The sequence below is a fragment of the Bacillus sp. RK1064 genome (assembly GCF_051488405.1).
Classification (GTDB): domain Bacteria; phylum Bacillota; class Bacilli; order Bacillales; family Bacillaceae; genus Bacillus.
Window position 1 is genome coordinate 826003 of record NZ_JBPSCZ010000001.1, and the last position, 15488, is coordinate 841490.

Consider the following 15488-nt stretch of genomic DNA (forward strand, 5'->3'; position numbering starts at 1 on the left):
TCTTCACCTCATTCAAAGCTGCTTGTCCACACCTTTGGGTCATCATTTTGATGAGAAAACAAACGGCATTCTTTCATGCCGTTTGTTTTCCTGTGATGCCATCATTCATAAAAACTAGCTGTTAATTTTCTTCACCGATAATTTCTACCTCTGTATGCATATCTACGTTGTAGTCTTCTTTAATTTTCTTTTGGATGTACTGAATTAAGTCCAGCACGTCTTGAGCAGTAGCTCCACCAGCGTTGACAATAAAGTTGCCGTGCATATCAGAAATTCTAGCTCCGCCGATTTGGTATCCTTTTAAATTCGCTTTTTCTACAAGCTGTCCTGCATATTCAGGCAGCGGATTTCGAAAAATACTGCCAGCACATGGCCGGTTATAAGGCTGGGTTTCTTTACGATAATCTTTATTTTGCTGCATTTTCTTAGTGATTTTTTCGCGATCATCCTGTTTGAGCTTAAACACGGCTTCGAGAACAATGCCAGGTCGTTCCTTTTGAAGGACTGATGTTCGATAGCTGAAATTCATCTGTTCATTTGTGAGCCACTCGATGCTTCCATCCTCAAATAAGATTCTAGCTTTCACAAGAATCTTACTGATGTCAGATCCATGTGCACCTGCGTTCATATAAACAGCGCCTCCAATAGACCCTGGAATACCAGCTGCGAATTCCAACCCTGAAAGACCCTGCTTACTAAGAGATGTCGCGAGCCTTACGACAGAATAGCCGCCGCCAACTGTAATTTCTTCATCATTTACAGTTAGGTGATCCAGTCCAGCACCTAGCTTGAGAACAACTCCACGAATTCCCTTATCAAGTACAAGTAAATTCGATCCTCTTCCAATGACCGTCCAATTCGTATGGTGTTTTTTCACCTGATCCATGATCGTTTTAACTGCATCGATATCTTTTGGGATGATCAAAAGATCTGCTGGTCCGCCTATTTTCATTGTTGTATGATTAGCAAGCGGCTCATTTTCAAGTACTTTACCAACTTGCGCTTCTAATAATTCATTCTTCAAGTTCTCCATATTACCCTCCGCCTTACCTAATATCATTCCATCATGTAGTCGTAATTTCTTTTAACACATTATATAAACGTGCAGCCGCATCTGGTACTCCGAGTTCTTTCGTTAAACGGCTCATTTGGTTGAGTTTTTCTTCATTACCGGCAATTTCATCAATTGCATGCAGCAGACGATCCCCTGAAAGCTCTGATTCTCTTAAAACAATCGCAGCATCATGTTTTTCAAGTGATCTTGCATTGATTTCCTGATGATTTGCCGTCACGTATGGGCTCGGAATAAAAATGGTTGGGATTCCAAGAGCCGTTACTTCAGCAATTGTTGTAGCTCCCGCTCTTGCAACAATCACATCGATCGATTTCAGGTACTCCGGCATTTGATGCAAGAAAGGTTTTGTGATCATATTAGGTGCTGCACCTTTTTCCTTTAGTTCATTCAACACTTTTTCATAATGAACCTCACCTGTGATATATAAAAGCTGGTAGTTTTTAGCCTTTAAATCATCTTGCATTTCGATCACTGCTCTATTGATAGGAGCAGCACCTCGGCTCCCGCCGAAAATAAGAACCGTTTTTTTCTGTTCATCGAGCCCAAATTCTTTAAGAGATTTCCCCTCTTTTATAGAGACGACTTCAGAGGCTCTAGGGTTTCCCGTAAATACAACCTTTTCAGAAGGAAAATGTGCCTTTGCTTCGTCAAAGCAGATGGCTACTTTATTAACATATCTCGCTAGGAACTTATTTGTAATACCAGGCAGGCTGTTTTGTTCGTGTATAATAGTCGGGATCTTCAGCTTAGAAGCCGCATAAACCACAGGCCCACACACATAACCGCCTGTTCCAATGACCGCATCAGGTTTGAATTCTTTTAAGTAAGATTTGCTTTTTTGAACGCCTTTCAAAAATCTCATCACCGTTTTGACGTTATCAAAGGAAAGCTTTCGTTTAAAACCTGAAATTTCTATCGCCTTGAAAGGGATATTTTCTCTTTCTACAATTTTCTTTTCAAGTCCATTTTCAGTACCGATATATAAAAATTCCACATCAGGATGCAGTCTTTTCACTTCTTTAATAAAGGCTAAGGCCGGATAAATATGTCCGCCTGTTCCGCCTCCACTGATTACTATACGCATTATACCATTTCCCCTCAATTTTTTTCTGCTCTGAACAAAGTATAAACCCTGTTTTAAACAACAGGGCTCCGTTAAAACCTGTAAAGAAGAGTCAAAAAACACGTTTTCGAAACAAAAACTGTCATTTTCACTCTTCAAATCATTTTTTTGTACTTTTGCAAAATAAACGTCAACATGGTTTCATGAGCTTCAGCACGTTAATATCTTGCGTACCTGCTTACATTCAAAAGTACGCCAATCGCCATCAGCATTAATGTCAGTGATGAGCCGCCATAACTAAGGAATGGGAGCGTGATACCTGTCACAGGAATAAGTCCAGTGACAACTGCGATGTTAATCATTACTTGAATGGCAACCATTGAAATAATACCAACTGCCAGGAAACTTCCATATAAATCTGGGGCTCCAAGTGCTATTCGTATGCCTCTCCATAATAGAACACTAAAGAGGAGTAAAATGAGTGATCCCCCTATAAAGCCAAGCTCTTCAGACAATATCGCAAAGATGAAGTCCGTTTGGGGCTCAGGTAAATAGAAGAATTTTTGTCTACTTTGACCAAGTCCCATTCCGAACAGACCACCTGGACCAACAGCGTATAAGGATTGAATAATTTGAAACCCACTGCCTAGCGGATCTTCCCAAGGATTTAAGTACGATGTAATTCGTTTTATTCGGTAGGGTGCTGATAAGACAAGTGCAGCAAACCCGCTGAGTCCTATAAGACCGAGAAATATAAAGTGAGCAATTCTCGCACCTGAAACAAATATCATAATAATACAGGTTCCAACCATCACCGTTCCTGTTCCCAGATCCGGCTGAAGCATAATGATGGCAAATGCAGAAAATACAATGCCTAAAGCTGGGGCAAAACCTTTGCGAAAGGATGTGATATTTTTTTGTTTTTCAGATAAGAATTTTGCAAGAAACGCAATCATCGCAAGCTTCATAAATTCAGAGGGCTGAATACTAAACGCACCGACACCGATCCAGCTTCTTGATCCATTTCTCTCCATACCGATACCAGGAATGAGTACAAGCAGCAAAAGGAGAAAACAAACAGCAATCAATATCTTTGACCAAGTCCGCCACGTCCAATAATCGACTCGCATAATGAAAAACATTGCGATAACTCCGATTCCGGCAAACAAAAGCTGTCTTTTTGCAAAATAAAACGAATCATCAAATTTATACGATGCCCACACAGCACTAGCGCTGTACACCATAATTAACCCAATCGTCAATAAAAGTAACGTAATGACAACAAGCAAAAAATCCGGAGAAGTTTTCTTATTCGTCAAGAGATCGACACCCCAAGCATAATTTCATTTGGGCTGTCAGTCATATGAGAGACAAGCCCTTATTTAAGCATATGCACGGCGTTTACAAACATGTCTCCACGTTCTTCAAATGTTTTATGTTGATCCCAGCTTGCACAGGCCGGAGATAATAAAATCACATCTTCTTCTTCAGATATGTTAAACGCCGCAGGTACTGCTTGTTCAACATTATCGACATGTTTTACATGATGTATTCCAAGCTCTTCACCAAGCTTCACAAACTTAGGTGCAGTCTCACCAAATGTGATAATTCCTTTTACATTTTTCATGAAAGGTTTCAATTCATCAAATTCATTGCCGCGATCAAGTCCACCTGCTAATAAAATGGTCGGTTGTTCGAAGGCTGACAATGCTTTACTTGTTGCCAAAATATTGGTTGCTTTACTATCGTTATAAAATTTCCGACTTTGAATTGTATCTACAAACTGCAGACGATGTTTCACTCCACTAAATGTCGTGAGAACATGTACGATTGCTTCATTTGAGCAGCCTGCATTTTTCACAACACAAATAGCTGCCAGAATGTTTTCTTGGTTATGCTCACCAGGAAGGACAACATCCTTTACATCAATGATATGTTCATTCATGTAGTAAATTGCACCATGTTGAATAAACGCACCATGTTCTACTGGCTCTTTCACTGAGAAAAACACTTTTTTTGCTTTTGAACCTTCTGCCAGTTTTACGACCGATGGATCATCTAGGTTAATTACAGCGATATCATCTTCATGTTGATGTGCGAATACTTTTTGCTTTGCTTTTTCATACTCATCACGAGTGTGGTGATAGTCTAAATGTGCATCAAAAATATTTAATATTAAACTGATTTTAGGTCTAAACTCAACTGTTCCCATTAACTGAAAAGAAGAGAGTTCCGTTACGATCCACTCATCGCCAGCTGCATTTGCAGCGACTTCGCTGGCAACTGTTCCAATATTACCCGCCACTAATGTTTTTTGGCTGTCTTTTTTCAGCATTTCATAAATCAAAGTCGTGGTAGTGGTTTTTCCATTCGATCCAGTAATCCCAATAAAAGGGGATGAGGTTAAATGATACGCTAATTCTATTTCCGTCCAAACTGGAATTTGGCGGCGAAGCGCTTCTTGAACCATCACATTTTCATATGGAATTCCTGGATTTTTAATTAAAATCGTAATTTCTTTATCTTCGAATATACGAAGAGGATGACTGCCACAAACGACATCAATCCCCTTTCCAGAAAGTAGCTGAGCAGGTTCGTTTTCTTCAAACGGTTTTTGATCATTTACCGTCACATTTACTCCATGTTCATGAAGAATTGAAGCTGCCGCATATCCGCTTTTTGCAAGACCTAATACTAGTACATGTTCGTTTTTTAACATTTGCATCTTATTCAATTATAACCACACCTCGATGTAAATTCCTAAAACAGCAAGTAATAAACCAGCTGTCCAGAAGGTGACAACTACTCTCCACTCTGACCAGCCAACTAACTCATAGTGGTGGTGAAGCGGACTCATCTTAAAGATTCTTTTGCCGGTTGTTTTAAAGGAGATCACTTGAAGAATAACGGATAGCGTCTCAACAACAAATACTCCACCAATAATGACAAGTAAAATTTCAAGCTTCGTTAAAATCGCAATTGCTACAATGGCTCCGCCTAATGCTAGAGAACCTGTATCACCCATAAATACTTTTGCAGGATGTGCGTTAAACACAAGGAAACCAAGGACGGCTCCTGCAACAGCTACTGAAAAGATCGCTACATCATACTGGGATTGATTCCAAGCCAGTATGGCAAAAGCTCCGAAAGCAATAGCAGCGGTTCCAGATAAGAGACCATCCAGTCCATCCGTTAAGTTCACGGCATTAGAACCTCCGACAAGCATGAAAACGACAAGGATAAAGTAAGCCCATCCTAAATCAAAGCTGACGTCTGTTCCTGGAATGCGAATCGTCGTTGCAAACTGATAATAATGGAAAACTGCATAAAAGATCACTGCGATCACAATTTGACCGATTAATTTCTGTTTCGATGTTAATCCAAGATTTCGTTTCATCGCTACTTTAATATAATCATCTAAAAATCCTAATAGGCCGTAACCAAGTGTGACAAATAACAGTAAAAACATTTCTGGACTAATCTCAGAGAATTTGTTGATCATCACAATCGTAGTAATGGTGATAGAAAAGATAATCATAATTCCGCCCATTGTCGGAGTACCAGATTTCTTTTGGTGAGACTGCGGGCCTTCTTCTCTAATACTTTGACCAAATTTAAGTCTTCTTAAAAACGGTATAAAAATCGGGGATAAAAGAACACTGATTAAAAATCCCATTATGATTGTAAACAATATCACCTGTTCAAGCATCGTTCTTTACTCCTTCCGAATTTCCAAAGCCGTTTTCCATCAGAAAATTGCATTCATTATTATGGTATTCATTCGCGTTCTTCGTATGTTGTTTTTGTACAAAATGCTTCATTTCATTACACTCTTTTCATCATTTTAAGATTTGTTTAGATCTAAAATAGCGTCAACAGCAACCTTTGCATCATCAAAGTCATAGACTTGATCGCCAATGATTTGATATGTCTCATGGCCTTTACCCGCTATTAAGACTGTATCGCCTTTTTTCGCATTGGCAATGGCAAAGAAGATGGCTTGTTTCCGATTCACAAAGCTATGATAATATGCGTCTGGCACCCCATTTTCCATATCTTTTAAAATGGCTGAAGGATCTTCGCTTCTTGGGTTGTCTGATGTAAATACAGGTTCATCTGCATATTTCACAGCGATTTGGGCCATTTGAGGGCGCTTTGTTTTATCACGGTCGCCGCCGCAGCCAATCACACAGAAAATTTTGCCCTCTGTTAATTCTCTACACGTTGTGAGGACATTTTCTAAACTGTCAGGTGTATGCGCGTAATCGACGATGACAGGGAAATCTTGATCGCAGTTTACAAGTTCAAATCTGCCTTTGACTCCCTCCAGCTCTTCAATCGCACTAACGATCGACTCAAACGTTAAGCCAGATACGATCCCGACTGATACAGCTGCCAGGATATTATACACATTGAACTTTCCGACGAGGGCAACCGTCACATTCTTGGTGCCGATTGGAGTGACCAAATCAAATTGAGTTCCCTTTGGCATAATTTGAATATTCTTTGCCATGACATCTGCTTTTTGCTCTAAGGCATACGTCATGACTTCAGCAGCTGTGACTTTTTCAAAATAACTCGAAGCCTCATCATCTGCATTTAAAATCGCATGCTTGGGTTTATTATGATGAAAGGCGCTTCCGAGCTGAGAAAATAGCAAGCTTTTCGCATGTTTATATTCTTCCATTGTGTTGTGGTAGTCAAGATGATCCTGCGTAAGGTTTGTGAAAACAGCAATATCATAATCACATCCATGCACCCTGCCAAGATGGAGTGCATGTGATGATACTTCCATAATGGCTGTATCTACATCTTGATCAAGCATCTGTTTAAACGTTTTCTGAAGTGTGACACTTTCAGGTGTGGTGTTTTTCACGTTGAGAATGTCATCATTCACCTTCATATACATCGTACCGATTAAGCCTGTTTTCTTTTCGGCTTTTCTCATCATTTGTTCGATCATGTGTGTTGTTGAGGTTTTTCCGTTTGTGCCTGTGATCCCGATGAGATTCAGCTTATGAGTGGGCTGTTCGTAAAACGCATCAGCTATTCTTGCAAGTGCTCTTTGAGAGTGTTTCACAATAATGACTGGTACATCTGTTATGTTAAGAGGGTGTTCCGCTACAATTGCTGCAGCCCCGCTTTTCACCGCTTTTTCAGCATAATCGTGTCCATCTACTGTATAGCCTTTTATACAGACAAAAAGGCTTCCCTTTTTCACCTCTCTTGAATCCATTTCAATGGAAGTGATATCAGGATTTTCGTTTATCAATTCGTTGTTTTCACTTTTAAAGTATGTAAGCAGTTCTTGTAATTTCATTTTCATATCAAACCTCTCAAATTCGTTCACGTGCATGTCTTGTGAAAAAAACACACAGTCTATATTTTATCGTAAAAAAAAGGATACATCCAGCGTATTCCTTAAGTTTCTGTTGGAAAAAACACACTTTGGACTCTTTTTTTCAAACTGTCCTTCTCTTTCAACAAAAAGAGGCAGCCGAATGAGTGCGGCTACCCTCTGTTCATTCTTTATTATTCATCGTTTAAGTATAATCTGATCGTGGAGCCTTCTTTGATCTTTGTCCCAGCAGCAGGTGATTGCTTCACTACTTTACTGCCAGTTCCTGAGGCATCGATCTTTAGGTTGATCAAGAGGGATTCAAGATCTGAAACAGATCCTCCTACAAGATTCGGTACTTCAATGGTTTTTGTGTCCAGCCACTGGTACTTCTTTTCAATTTGCCCTTTTCTTTTTTTCACACCCATCTCTGGCAGGCTGTCCCGCATAATATGACCAACAATTGGTGCGGCCACGGTACCGCCAAATTGAATGGTGCCTTTTGGGTTATCCACAGCCACATAGACTACAATACTTGGGTCATCTGCAGGCGCAAATCCGATAAACGACACAATATGGTTATTCTCCATATACTTTCCGTCCTTTACCTTCTGTGCTGTTCCTGTTTTTCCGCCGACCCGATACCCTTCAACAAATGCATTTCGGCCAGTTCCTTGGGCGACTACACTTTCAAGTGCATACCTGATTTCTTTAGATGTCTCTGCTGAAATCACTTTCTTTTTGGCAATCGGTGATTGCTTTTTCACGACCTCTTTTGTGATTGGATCTATCCATTCTTTTGCAATATAAGGCGTGTAAAGTGTCCCGCCATTTACCGCAGCTGCTACTGCAGCTACTTGCTGAATCGGCGTAACAGATACACCTTGCCCAAAGGCCGTTGTCGCCTGCTCTACAGGACCTACACGATCAAGCGGGAACAAAATCCCCCGCCCTTCCCCTTGAAGGTCGATTCCTGTTTTTTGGCCAAATCCGAAATTTTTAATATAGGAAAATAATTTATCTTTCCCAAGACGGTCTCCTAGCTCTACAAAGCCGGGGTTACAGGAATTTTGAACCACTTCCAAGAATGACTGTGATCCGTGCCCGCCTTTTTTCCAGCACCTGAGTCTTGCACCATCAACTGTCACAGATCCGCTGTCAAAAAATGAATCGCGCTTTAAATTTACTTTCTTTTCTTCTAATGCTGCTGCAAGTGTAATAATTTTAAACGTCGAACCCGGCTCATATGTGCTCCACACCGGAAGATTTCGGTTAAACACTTTTGGGTCAACTGATTGATAGTCAGCTGGATCAAAATCTGGTCTGCTTGACATTCCCAGCACTTCACCATTTTTCGGATTCATCGCAATCGCAATCATACCATCTGGATTATACTTTGCCTGCGCGTTGTCTAATTCTCGTTCTATGATGGTTTGTACTTTTGAATCGACTGTTAATTTCATATCAAGACCATCTTTAGGCGGTGTATAATCGTCTGCTTCATCTGGCATTTTCTGCCCTTTTGCATCGGAATAAAACTTTACAGAGCCTTTTTCGCCTTTTAGGTCATCGTCATAGTAGGCTTCAAGTCCAAGTAAGCCTTGATTATCGATTCCAGCAAAGCCCAGTACATGTGAAAGAAAGCTGCCAAACGGATAATGTCTGATGCTGTCTTCTGCTACATACACACCTTCTAAATCAAGCTCTCTTACTTCTTTTGCTTTTTCATGAGATACCTTTCTGCCCTCAGGAGAAATTCGTTCAATTGATGTTTTCTTCGTGACATGCTTGTACGCTTTCTCTTCAGACATATTCAGTACTGCTGCCAGTTTCTTGCTTGTTTCTGCGGGATCTTTAATTTGCCGAGGGACGACCAATATAGATGGGGCACTTTTGTTCGTCGCAAGCTCTACCCCATTCCGGTCCAAAATATCTCCCCTTTCCGGTTCGAATGGAAGGTTTCGGCTCCATGAATCTTTTGCTAAGCTTGTCAGCTTCTCGCCCATTATAAACTGTACATATCCTAATCTAGTATCTATGATGAAAAAAATGATCACCCCAAACAGCAGCACGAAAAGCAATCGTTTTCTCACTGTTACACTTGACACTCGCACGCCCGGTTCACTCCTTACATATGGCTTGTTTTCATCATATGCAGGCCCGTCCTTTTGTAGAACGCTACGTGATATTCTGCTGGAGCAAAAGAAAAAACCTAGCAAGCGGTTTGCTAGGTTTAAAGTTAATTTGGGCTTTTAAATGTCACAGTGACGACTTTGTCTGAAATCTCCGCTCCACTTTTGACACTTTGTTTTACAGCATATCCTTGTCCATTTGTTTCTATATGCACACCGGAAATCGAAGCATATTGAAGGACTTCCCTTCTGGACCAGCCTGTCATGTCAGGCATCTTAATGGTTTTCCCTGCTGTTTTCAAGAAGACTTTCTGGCTTTCAGAGAATTCAGAGCCCGCACTCGGCCACTGGCGTTTAATAGACAGGCCGTCGCCGATGACAACAGGCGCTAAGTGTTTATTTTTGGCTTCTGTTTCTGCCTGCTTCACTTCTAAATCAAGGAATGAAGGCATCGTTTCTTGTTTCACTTTTTGTTCGCCTGATTTTTTATCGTCTGTTTTTGTTGGTGCAATATTTAAATATAGCAGACTATTTTTCATCACAGGGTTAAAGATTTGAGAAACCGGGGCAGACCCTGTTTCTGTTTCAGACAGCTGCGGCTGCTGTACAGCTACATAAACAAGCAGCTTCGGATCATCTTTTGGCGCCATTCCCATAAATGAAAAGACGTAATCGTTTCTTCCTTGGAGGTAACCGCCGGCACCCCCAATTTGCCCCGTTCCTGTTTTTCCAGCAACGTCGAATCCTTTGATTTGGTAAGGCTGACCTGTTCCAATTTTTGAGGAAACAACCTCACCTAAAATGTCGCGAACTTGCTTCGCTGTATCAGATGAAATCGGTTTTCCTGCTGCTGTTGGTTCGTGCTGCAAAATCGTTTTGTTTGTATTCGGGTCTGTAATATGGTCAATGACATATGGCTTCATCATTGTTCCGCCGTTTGCTATCGCTGTGGCTGCTTCGATTTGTTGAATCGGTGTGATGGCTGACGCTTGACCATAAGCCGTCGATGCTTTGTCATATTCGTATCTATAATTGATTTTGCTAGACGCTTCGTTCGGCAAGTCAATCCCCGTTTTGTCATAGAAATGGAACTTCTGCAAATATTGTTCGTATCGTGTGAAGCCTAGTTTTTCTTTCGCCAGCTTTGCAAAGGCCACGTTTGATGAGCGGAGAACCCCTTGATGAAAGTCAATTTTCCCCCAGCCATTTCCGTTGTTGTGGTCTCTCACAAGGCCGCCGCCTACTTTATAAGTACCAGATTGATATTTGTCACTGCCTTGATAGACCCCTTCTTGGATCGCCGCAGCGAGGGTAAAGATCTTCATCGTCGAACCTGGTTCAAACGCATATGAAATGACATCATTGTTATAATTCGTAATGTTTAGTTCATTTAAATTAAAGCTTGGCCGCTGCCCCATCGCGAGAACCTTTCCAGTTTTCGGATCAACGACTGTGGCAATGATTTTCTTCGGCTTATACTTTTTGGCAACCTGCGTCATACTTTCTTCAAGAAACGCTTGAATTTTTTGATCGATGGTCAGCGTGACATTTTTCCCGTCTTTCGGGGCGACAATGTCTTCTTTACTATTCGGCAAGGCCCATCCGCTTCTGTCACTGTTATATGTCACATAGCCGTCTTTTTCTTTTAAATATTTGTTCAGTGCCTTCTCAAGTCCCATTGCACCTGACATGTCCTTTGTCGCCTCATCTAATCTGGCATAACCGATCAGGTTAGAAGCAAACATGCCGTTTGGATAATATCGCTTCGTGTCTTTTTCAAATGCGACCCCTGGAAGCTTTAGCTTTTCAATTTTTTCCTTCGTTGAAAAACTAATATCTTTCCCCGCTTTACCAAACTCAACTTGGAATGCATCTTTTGTATTGAGACGCTTTAAAATTTCGCTTTCACTCATATCGATAACTTTTGAGAGCTCTTTTGCCGTCTTTTCATTATCGACGACATGCATTGGGTGCTTAGGGTCCACTGTCATTTTCTTGCTCATGACCGCAATGAGCTTATACACAGATGTATCCTCAGCAATCACATTTCCATTCCGGTCTAAAATAGACCCTCTTTTGGCTTCAAGTGTTTTCTTCGATTGATATTGTTCATTAGCCTTGGCGGCTAACACTTGTCCATCAACCGTTCCTGTAATCTGAATATAGATAAAACGTGATAGGATGATAAAGAAAAACAGGGCGAAGCAAATACTTGCAATTGCCGCGCCTCTGTTCATCATTTTATTCTTTTTAGGCATCGCCATGTTAATCGACCTTCTTAACATCTTTCGATATGCTCAAGCCTGCTTTTTTCGCGGCTTCGATGATTCTTTCTGGTTCACTCAGCAAGTCTTTTTCCTTTTGAAGCTCAGTGATCTTCTTCGATTCTAAAGATACTTGCTGTTCTAATTTCTGCACTTCAATATTGGCGTGATAGACAGCAAAGGCTTTAGAAATGATGAGAATGGAGCTGCACATAAGAGCCATGACAAACATGACAAGTAAGATTTTTTCACCAAGTGTGATAGAACCTCTTCTTTTAATGACAACCGATTGGCCTTGCTGCTCTGTTTGATGTTGCTTCACTTCTCTTTGATAAGCCAAATTACTCATAAGAAACCTCCTTTTTATCATCATCTATGGTGTCGTTTTACTTTTTTTCTGCAATTCGGAGCTTCGCTGAACGGGCACGGTTGTTATGTTCCAGCTCTTGTTCTGATGCAACGATCGGTTTTCTCGTGATCAGCTTCAGCTTTGGTTCAAGTCCTTCTGGAATCACTGGTAGTCCGTGCGGAAGTTCTGGAAGAGAAGACATTTCTCTAAATGTACTTTTACAAATCCGGTCTTCAAGTGAATGGAATGTAATGACAGAAATTCTCCCCTTCGGATTGAGTAACTCTATTGCTTGTTCTAGTGCTTCTTCAAATACTTTCAATTCATCATTTACGGCAATTCGGATCGCTTGAAACACTCTTTTCGCTGGATGTCCGCCAGTTCGTCTTGCAGGTGCCGGAATTCCTTCTTTGATAATGTCGACAAGCTCACCCGTTGTTTCAATTGGCGCTTTTTTTCTTGCTTCTTCAATTTTGCGTGCGATTTGCTTGCTGAATTTTTCTTCCCCATATTTGTAGAAAATCCGAACTAGATCTTCAAATGGCCATTCATTCACCACTTTTTTTGCCGACAATGCGGCTGATTGATCCATTCGCATGTCAAGAGGTGCATCATGGTGATAACTAAAGCCTCTCTCTGGTGTGTCGAGCTGAGGAGATGAAACCCCAAGGTCAAAAATCACACCGTCTACGCTTGTAATACCTTGTTCATTCAGACGTTCTTTTAAATATCGGAAGTTGCTTTTTATGAAAAGAATGTTCGCTTTAGCATCCGCGAGCTTCTCTCGTGCATGATCCAGTGCAGCATCGTCTTGGTCAAATCCAATCAATGTTCCTTTTTCTGATAATTGAGATAGTAAATATGAGCTATGACCTGCTCCGCCCAGCGTGCAGTCCACATATGTACCGTCTTCTTTTACGTTTAAACCGTCAACTGTTTCTTTTAATAATACTGTCTCATGTTGAAACATGATGTTATGGTCCCACCTTTTTCAAATAGAAATGAATGTGTAGAAAGCTTGCTGCACAAGGGATTATTATATATCAAATCCAATCATGTTTTCAGCAATTTCAGCAAAAGAATCTTCTTGCTCTTCTGTATATTGTTCCCAGATCGACTTACTCCACAACTCAATTCGATTTGAAACGCCGATGACCACACATTCTTTTTCGAGTTTTGCATATTGGAGTAGGTTTGATGCGATGTTTATACGCCCCTGCTTGTCCAGATCGCATTCGACTGCGCCAGAGAAGAAGAACCGGGTAAACGCACGTGCATCTTTTTTCGTTAGCGGTAGTGCTTTGAGTTTCTCTTCGATTAGTTTCCACTCACTCATAGGGTAGCCAAATAAACATTGATCAAGCCCTCTCGTCAGCACAAACTGTTCTCCGAGACCGTCTCTAAATTTAGCAGGGATGATCATGCGCCCTTTTGTATCAATCGTATGCTGGTATTCACCCATGAACATGATAATCAGAGCCCCACTTTCTCACCCTTACTCTCCACTATCCACCACTTCTCTCCACAAAACTTATTCTACACTGTTTCTACATAAAAAAAAACCCTGAACTAGTCAGGGTTCATTAAAACTTTATTTCAAAGTTTGACAATTTGTTGCTTGTTTTGAAATGAAAATGGCAGATTTTTGAACGTTTTGAAGAATTCTGGTCCATATTTGTTTAAAAAATACATGATATTCCAAATTCTTTCTTGCGGGGCGTCCAGTGGTTTTAAACTATTTTCAATCCGTTCAAAGTCCCGAAGGATATATCCTTCCTTCTCTTCCACACGCTGCGCCACCTTTTGATAAACAAATTGAAGCTGGTCTTCGATAAATTTGGCATTTTTATCTAGCAGCTGCTCGAAGTTTGGTTCAATCTCCAGTGCTTCTTGTCTCATCACGCCATGAGCATTCTCTAATTCACGTTTGGCCTGTTGAACTGCTTGAACAAAGCTGTCTGGAAGACTTTGCTGAAAGTGCGCTTCTTTCTTTTCATTCACTCCGCTTGTCAGCACTTCTTCTACCGACAGTTCTCTAACCGGCAGTTTCTTGTTGATGTGCCTTTCAAGAATGGTCACATGCAGTCTCGGAAGAACAGGCGCCATCTTCAATTTAAAATGCTCAAAGATTCCTTTCAGTTCTCCCCAATAGTTAACCTCACCGTGTCCTGCCATAAAAGCAAGTGTTGGTAGAAGGGTTTCCTGCATCAAGGGACGCGTCACCACATTGTTGCTAAACCGTTCTGGGTGCTCCTCAACTTCCTGCAGAAGCTCTTCCTTTGTCCATGTAAGCCCCACTTCTGATATAGAAAACCGGCCGTTCTCTTTCTCAATTAGGAAACGTTCCTCATCATATTCGTAAAATAGGTTTGCCTGACTGTCACCAGCTTCAATGATCGGCTGATATCCTGCTCGTTTCATGGCGGCCTGCGTGTCTTTTAAGCGAGCAGTGACTGCATCATTTGTCTCGACAATGTGCTTGAATAACGCACGCTCAAGCGGTTTGACACCTAAGTCGCCTGAATTAAATAAAAGCAGCCCATCTTCTTCAAAGAGGTCACTTACAATCCATTCAAAGAAATCAGTAAAGGTTTGTGATTTGCGTAAACATCGAAGAAGCTGATCAAGCAAGTCATTGGTATACGCAGATTCTTCATATGTTGAAAACACATCACGGAGCCATTTCTCGGTTTTTTCTTGATCAAGCGGGATTCTTTTCGCAGCCGCTTTTTTGACGTTATGTAATGGCAGCTTTTGTTTCACTGGTCCTTTTTCGCCAGACGTGTATACAAAATTAATTTCATCTACGTCATGATCCTCACCGGCTACCCAAAAGACCGGAATCACAGGGACCCCAAGCTCTGTTTCTTTTTCTTTTGCAAACTGAATGATGGATATGATTTTATGTATGGTATAAAGCGGTCCTGTTAATAGACCAGCCTGCTGTCCTCCAACCACCATGACACTCCGTTCATCACGGATCTTTTCAATGTTCTGACGCATCGCTTCCGATTCAAACTTTGCATGGTATGCGCTCATATAATCCGCTAAAGCCTCGCGCGGGAAGCTCATTTCCATGAGATCGTCGTATCTCTTTTTCCATGTGTGCTCAGAATGTATATCATAATCAAAAAAAGTCGTCATCTCTTTTTTTTCTTCTATATAATCACGTATGAATAAATTCTGACTTCGGATGGAAAGTTCAGTCAATTGCATGTTTAGAACTTCCTTTCTTCAATAAATAGTTAGTTTCCCGAAAAAAGTATA

Annotated in this window: 12 protein-coding genes; all 12 read right to left on the reverse strand. The window is 41.0% G+C overall.

The window, feature by feature from the left end; translation table 11 throughout:
• Positions 1-121: 121 nt before the first annotated feature.
• A complete protein-coding gene (gene murB, locus ACSSTM_RS04335; RefSeq protein ID WP_034662552.1) occupies positions 122-1033 on the reverse strand; it encodes a UDP-N-acetylmuramate dehydrogenase in 912 nt (303 codons plus the stop codon).
• A gap of 31 nt (positions 1034-1064) precedes the next feature.
• Positions 1065-2159: an undecaprenyldiphospho-muramoylpentapeptide beta-N-acetylglucosaminyltransferase gene (murG, locus tag ACSSTM_RS04340; RefSeq protein WP_095285129.1), complete on the reverse strand. Its 1095-nt coding sequence runs from the start codon at positions 2157-2159 to the stop codon at positions 1065-1067.
• A 197-nt stretch (positions 2160-2356) separates the two neighbouring features.
• Positions 2357-3457, reverse strand: coding sequence for a stage V sporulation protein E (gene spoVE, locus ACSSTM_RS04345; RefSeq protein WP_003212197.1), 1101 nt, complete (start codon positions 3455-3457; stop codon positions 2357-2359).
• A 59-nt stretch (positions 3458-3516) separates the two neighbouring features.
• Positions 3517-4863 (reverse strand): UDP-N-acetylmuramoyl-L-alanine--D-glutamate ligase, encoded by a 1347-nt coding sequence (gene murD, locus ACSSTM_RS04350; RefSeq protein ID WP_375567678.1) that lies wholly within the window; start codon positions 4861-4863, stop codon positions 3517-3519.
• 9 nt (positions 4864-4872) lie between these two features.
• Complete coding sequence (mraY, locus tag ACSSTM_RS04355; protein WP_003211854.1) at positions 4873-5847, reverse strand: phospho-N-acetylmuramoyl-pentapeptide-transferase; 975 nt, start codon at positions 5845-5847, stop codon at positions 4873-4875.
• A 135-nt stretch (positions 5848-5982) separates the two neighbouring features.
• Positions 5983-7458, reverse strand: coding sequence for a UDP-N-acetylmuramoyl-L-alanyl-D-glutamate--2,6-diaminopimelate ligase (locus tag ACSSTM_RS04360; protein ID WP_034663857.1), 1476 nt, complete (start codon positions 7456-7458; stop codon positions 5983-5985).
• A gap of 212 nt (positions 7459-7670) precedes the next feature.
• The gene (locus ACSSTM_RS04365; RefSeq protein ID WP_034662561.1) at positions 7671-9590 is read right to left on the reverse strand and encodes a stage V sporulation protein D; all 1920 of its coding nucleotides are present in this window, start codon (positions 9588-9590) and stop codon (positions 7671-7673) included.
• 125 nt (positions 9591-9715) lie between these two features.
• Positions 9716-11866, reverse strand: coding sequence for a penicillin-binding protein (locus ACSSTM_RS04370; protein ID WP_420734952.1), 2151 nt, complete (start codon positions 11864-11866; stop codon positions 9716-9718).
• Positions 11867-11873: 7 nt separating this feature from the next.
• Positions 11874-12221 (reverse strand): cell division protein FtsL, encoded by a 348-nt coding sequence (gene ftsL, locus ACSSTM_RS04375; protein ID WP_012009864.1) that lies wholly within the window; start codon positions 12219-12221, stop codon positions 11874-11876.
• A gap of 37 nt (positions 12222-12258) precedes the next feature.
• On the reverse strand, positions 12259-13191 hold the full coding sequence (gene rsmH, locus ACSSTM_RS04380; protein WP_034662564.1) for a 16S rRNA (cytosine(1402)-N(4))-methyltransferase RsmH: 933 nt from the start codon (positions 13189-13191) through the stop codon (positions 12259-12261).
• Between the two features lie 66 nt (positions 13192-13257).
• Entirely contained in the window at positions 13258-13689 is a 432-nt protein-coding gene (mraZ, locus tag ACSSTM_RS04385; RefSeq protein ID WP_003211163.1) for a division/cell wall cluster transcriptional repressor MraZ, read from the reverse strand.
• 128 nt (positions 13690-13817) lie between these two features.
• The gene (gene bshC / locus ACSSTM_RS04390; protein ID WP_420734937.1) at positions 13818-15437 is read right to left on the reverse strand and encodes a bacillithiol biosynthesis cysteine-adding enzyme BshC; all 1620 of its coding nucleotides are present in this window, start codon (positions 15435-15437) and stop codon (positions 13818-13820) included.
• Positions 15438-15488 lie beyond the last annotated feature (51 nt).

What these genes read in the sequence shown, in the direction of transcription:
- murB (WP_034662552.1), bottom strand. Translation starts at nt 1,033, where the DNA reads ATGGAGAACTTGAAGAATGAATTATTAGAAGCGCAAGTTGGTAAAGTA.
- murG (WP_095285129.1), bottom strand. Translation starts at nt 2,159, where the DNA reads ATGCGTATAGTAATCAGTGGAGGCGGAACAGGCGGACATATTTATCCG.
- murD (WP_375567678.1), bottom strand. Translation starts at nt 4,863, where the DNA reads ATGCAAATGTTAAAAAACGAACATGTACTAGTATTAGGTCTTGCAAAA.
- mraY (WP_003211854.1), bottom strand. Translation starts at nt 5,847, where the DNA reads ATGCTTGAACAGGTGATATTGTTTACAATCATAATGGGATTTTTAATC.
- ACSSTM_RS04360 (WP_034663857.1), bottom strand. Translation starts at nt 7,458, where the DNA reads ATGAAATTACAAGAACTGCTTACATACTTTAAAAGTGAAAACAACGAA.
- ACSSTM_RS04370 (WP_420734952.1), bottom strand. Translation starts at nt 11,866, where the DNA reads ATGCCTAAAAAGAATAAAATGATGAACAGAGGCGCGGCAATTGCAAGT.
- ftsL (WP_012009864.1), bottom strand. Translation starts at nt 12,221, where the DNA reads ATGAGTAATTTGGCTTATCAAAGAGAAGTGAAGCAACATCAAACAGAG.
- rsmH (WP_034662564.1), bottom strand. Translation starts at nt 13,191, where the DNA reads ATGTTTCAACATGAGACAGTATTATTAAAAGAAACAGTTGACGGTTTA.
- mraZ (WP_003211163.1), bottom strand. Translation starts at nt 13,689, where the DNA reads ATGTTCATGGGTGAATACCAGCATACGATTGATACAAAAGGGCGCATG.
- bshC (WP_420734937.1), bottom strand. Translation starts at nt 15,437, where the DNA reads ATGCAATTGACTGAACTTTCCATCCGAAGTCAGAATTTATTCATACGT.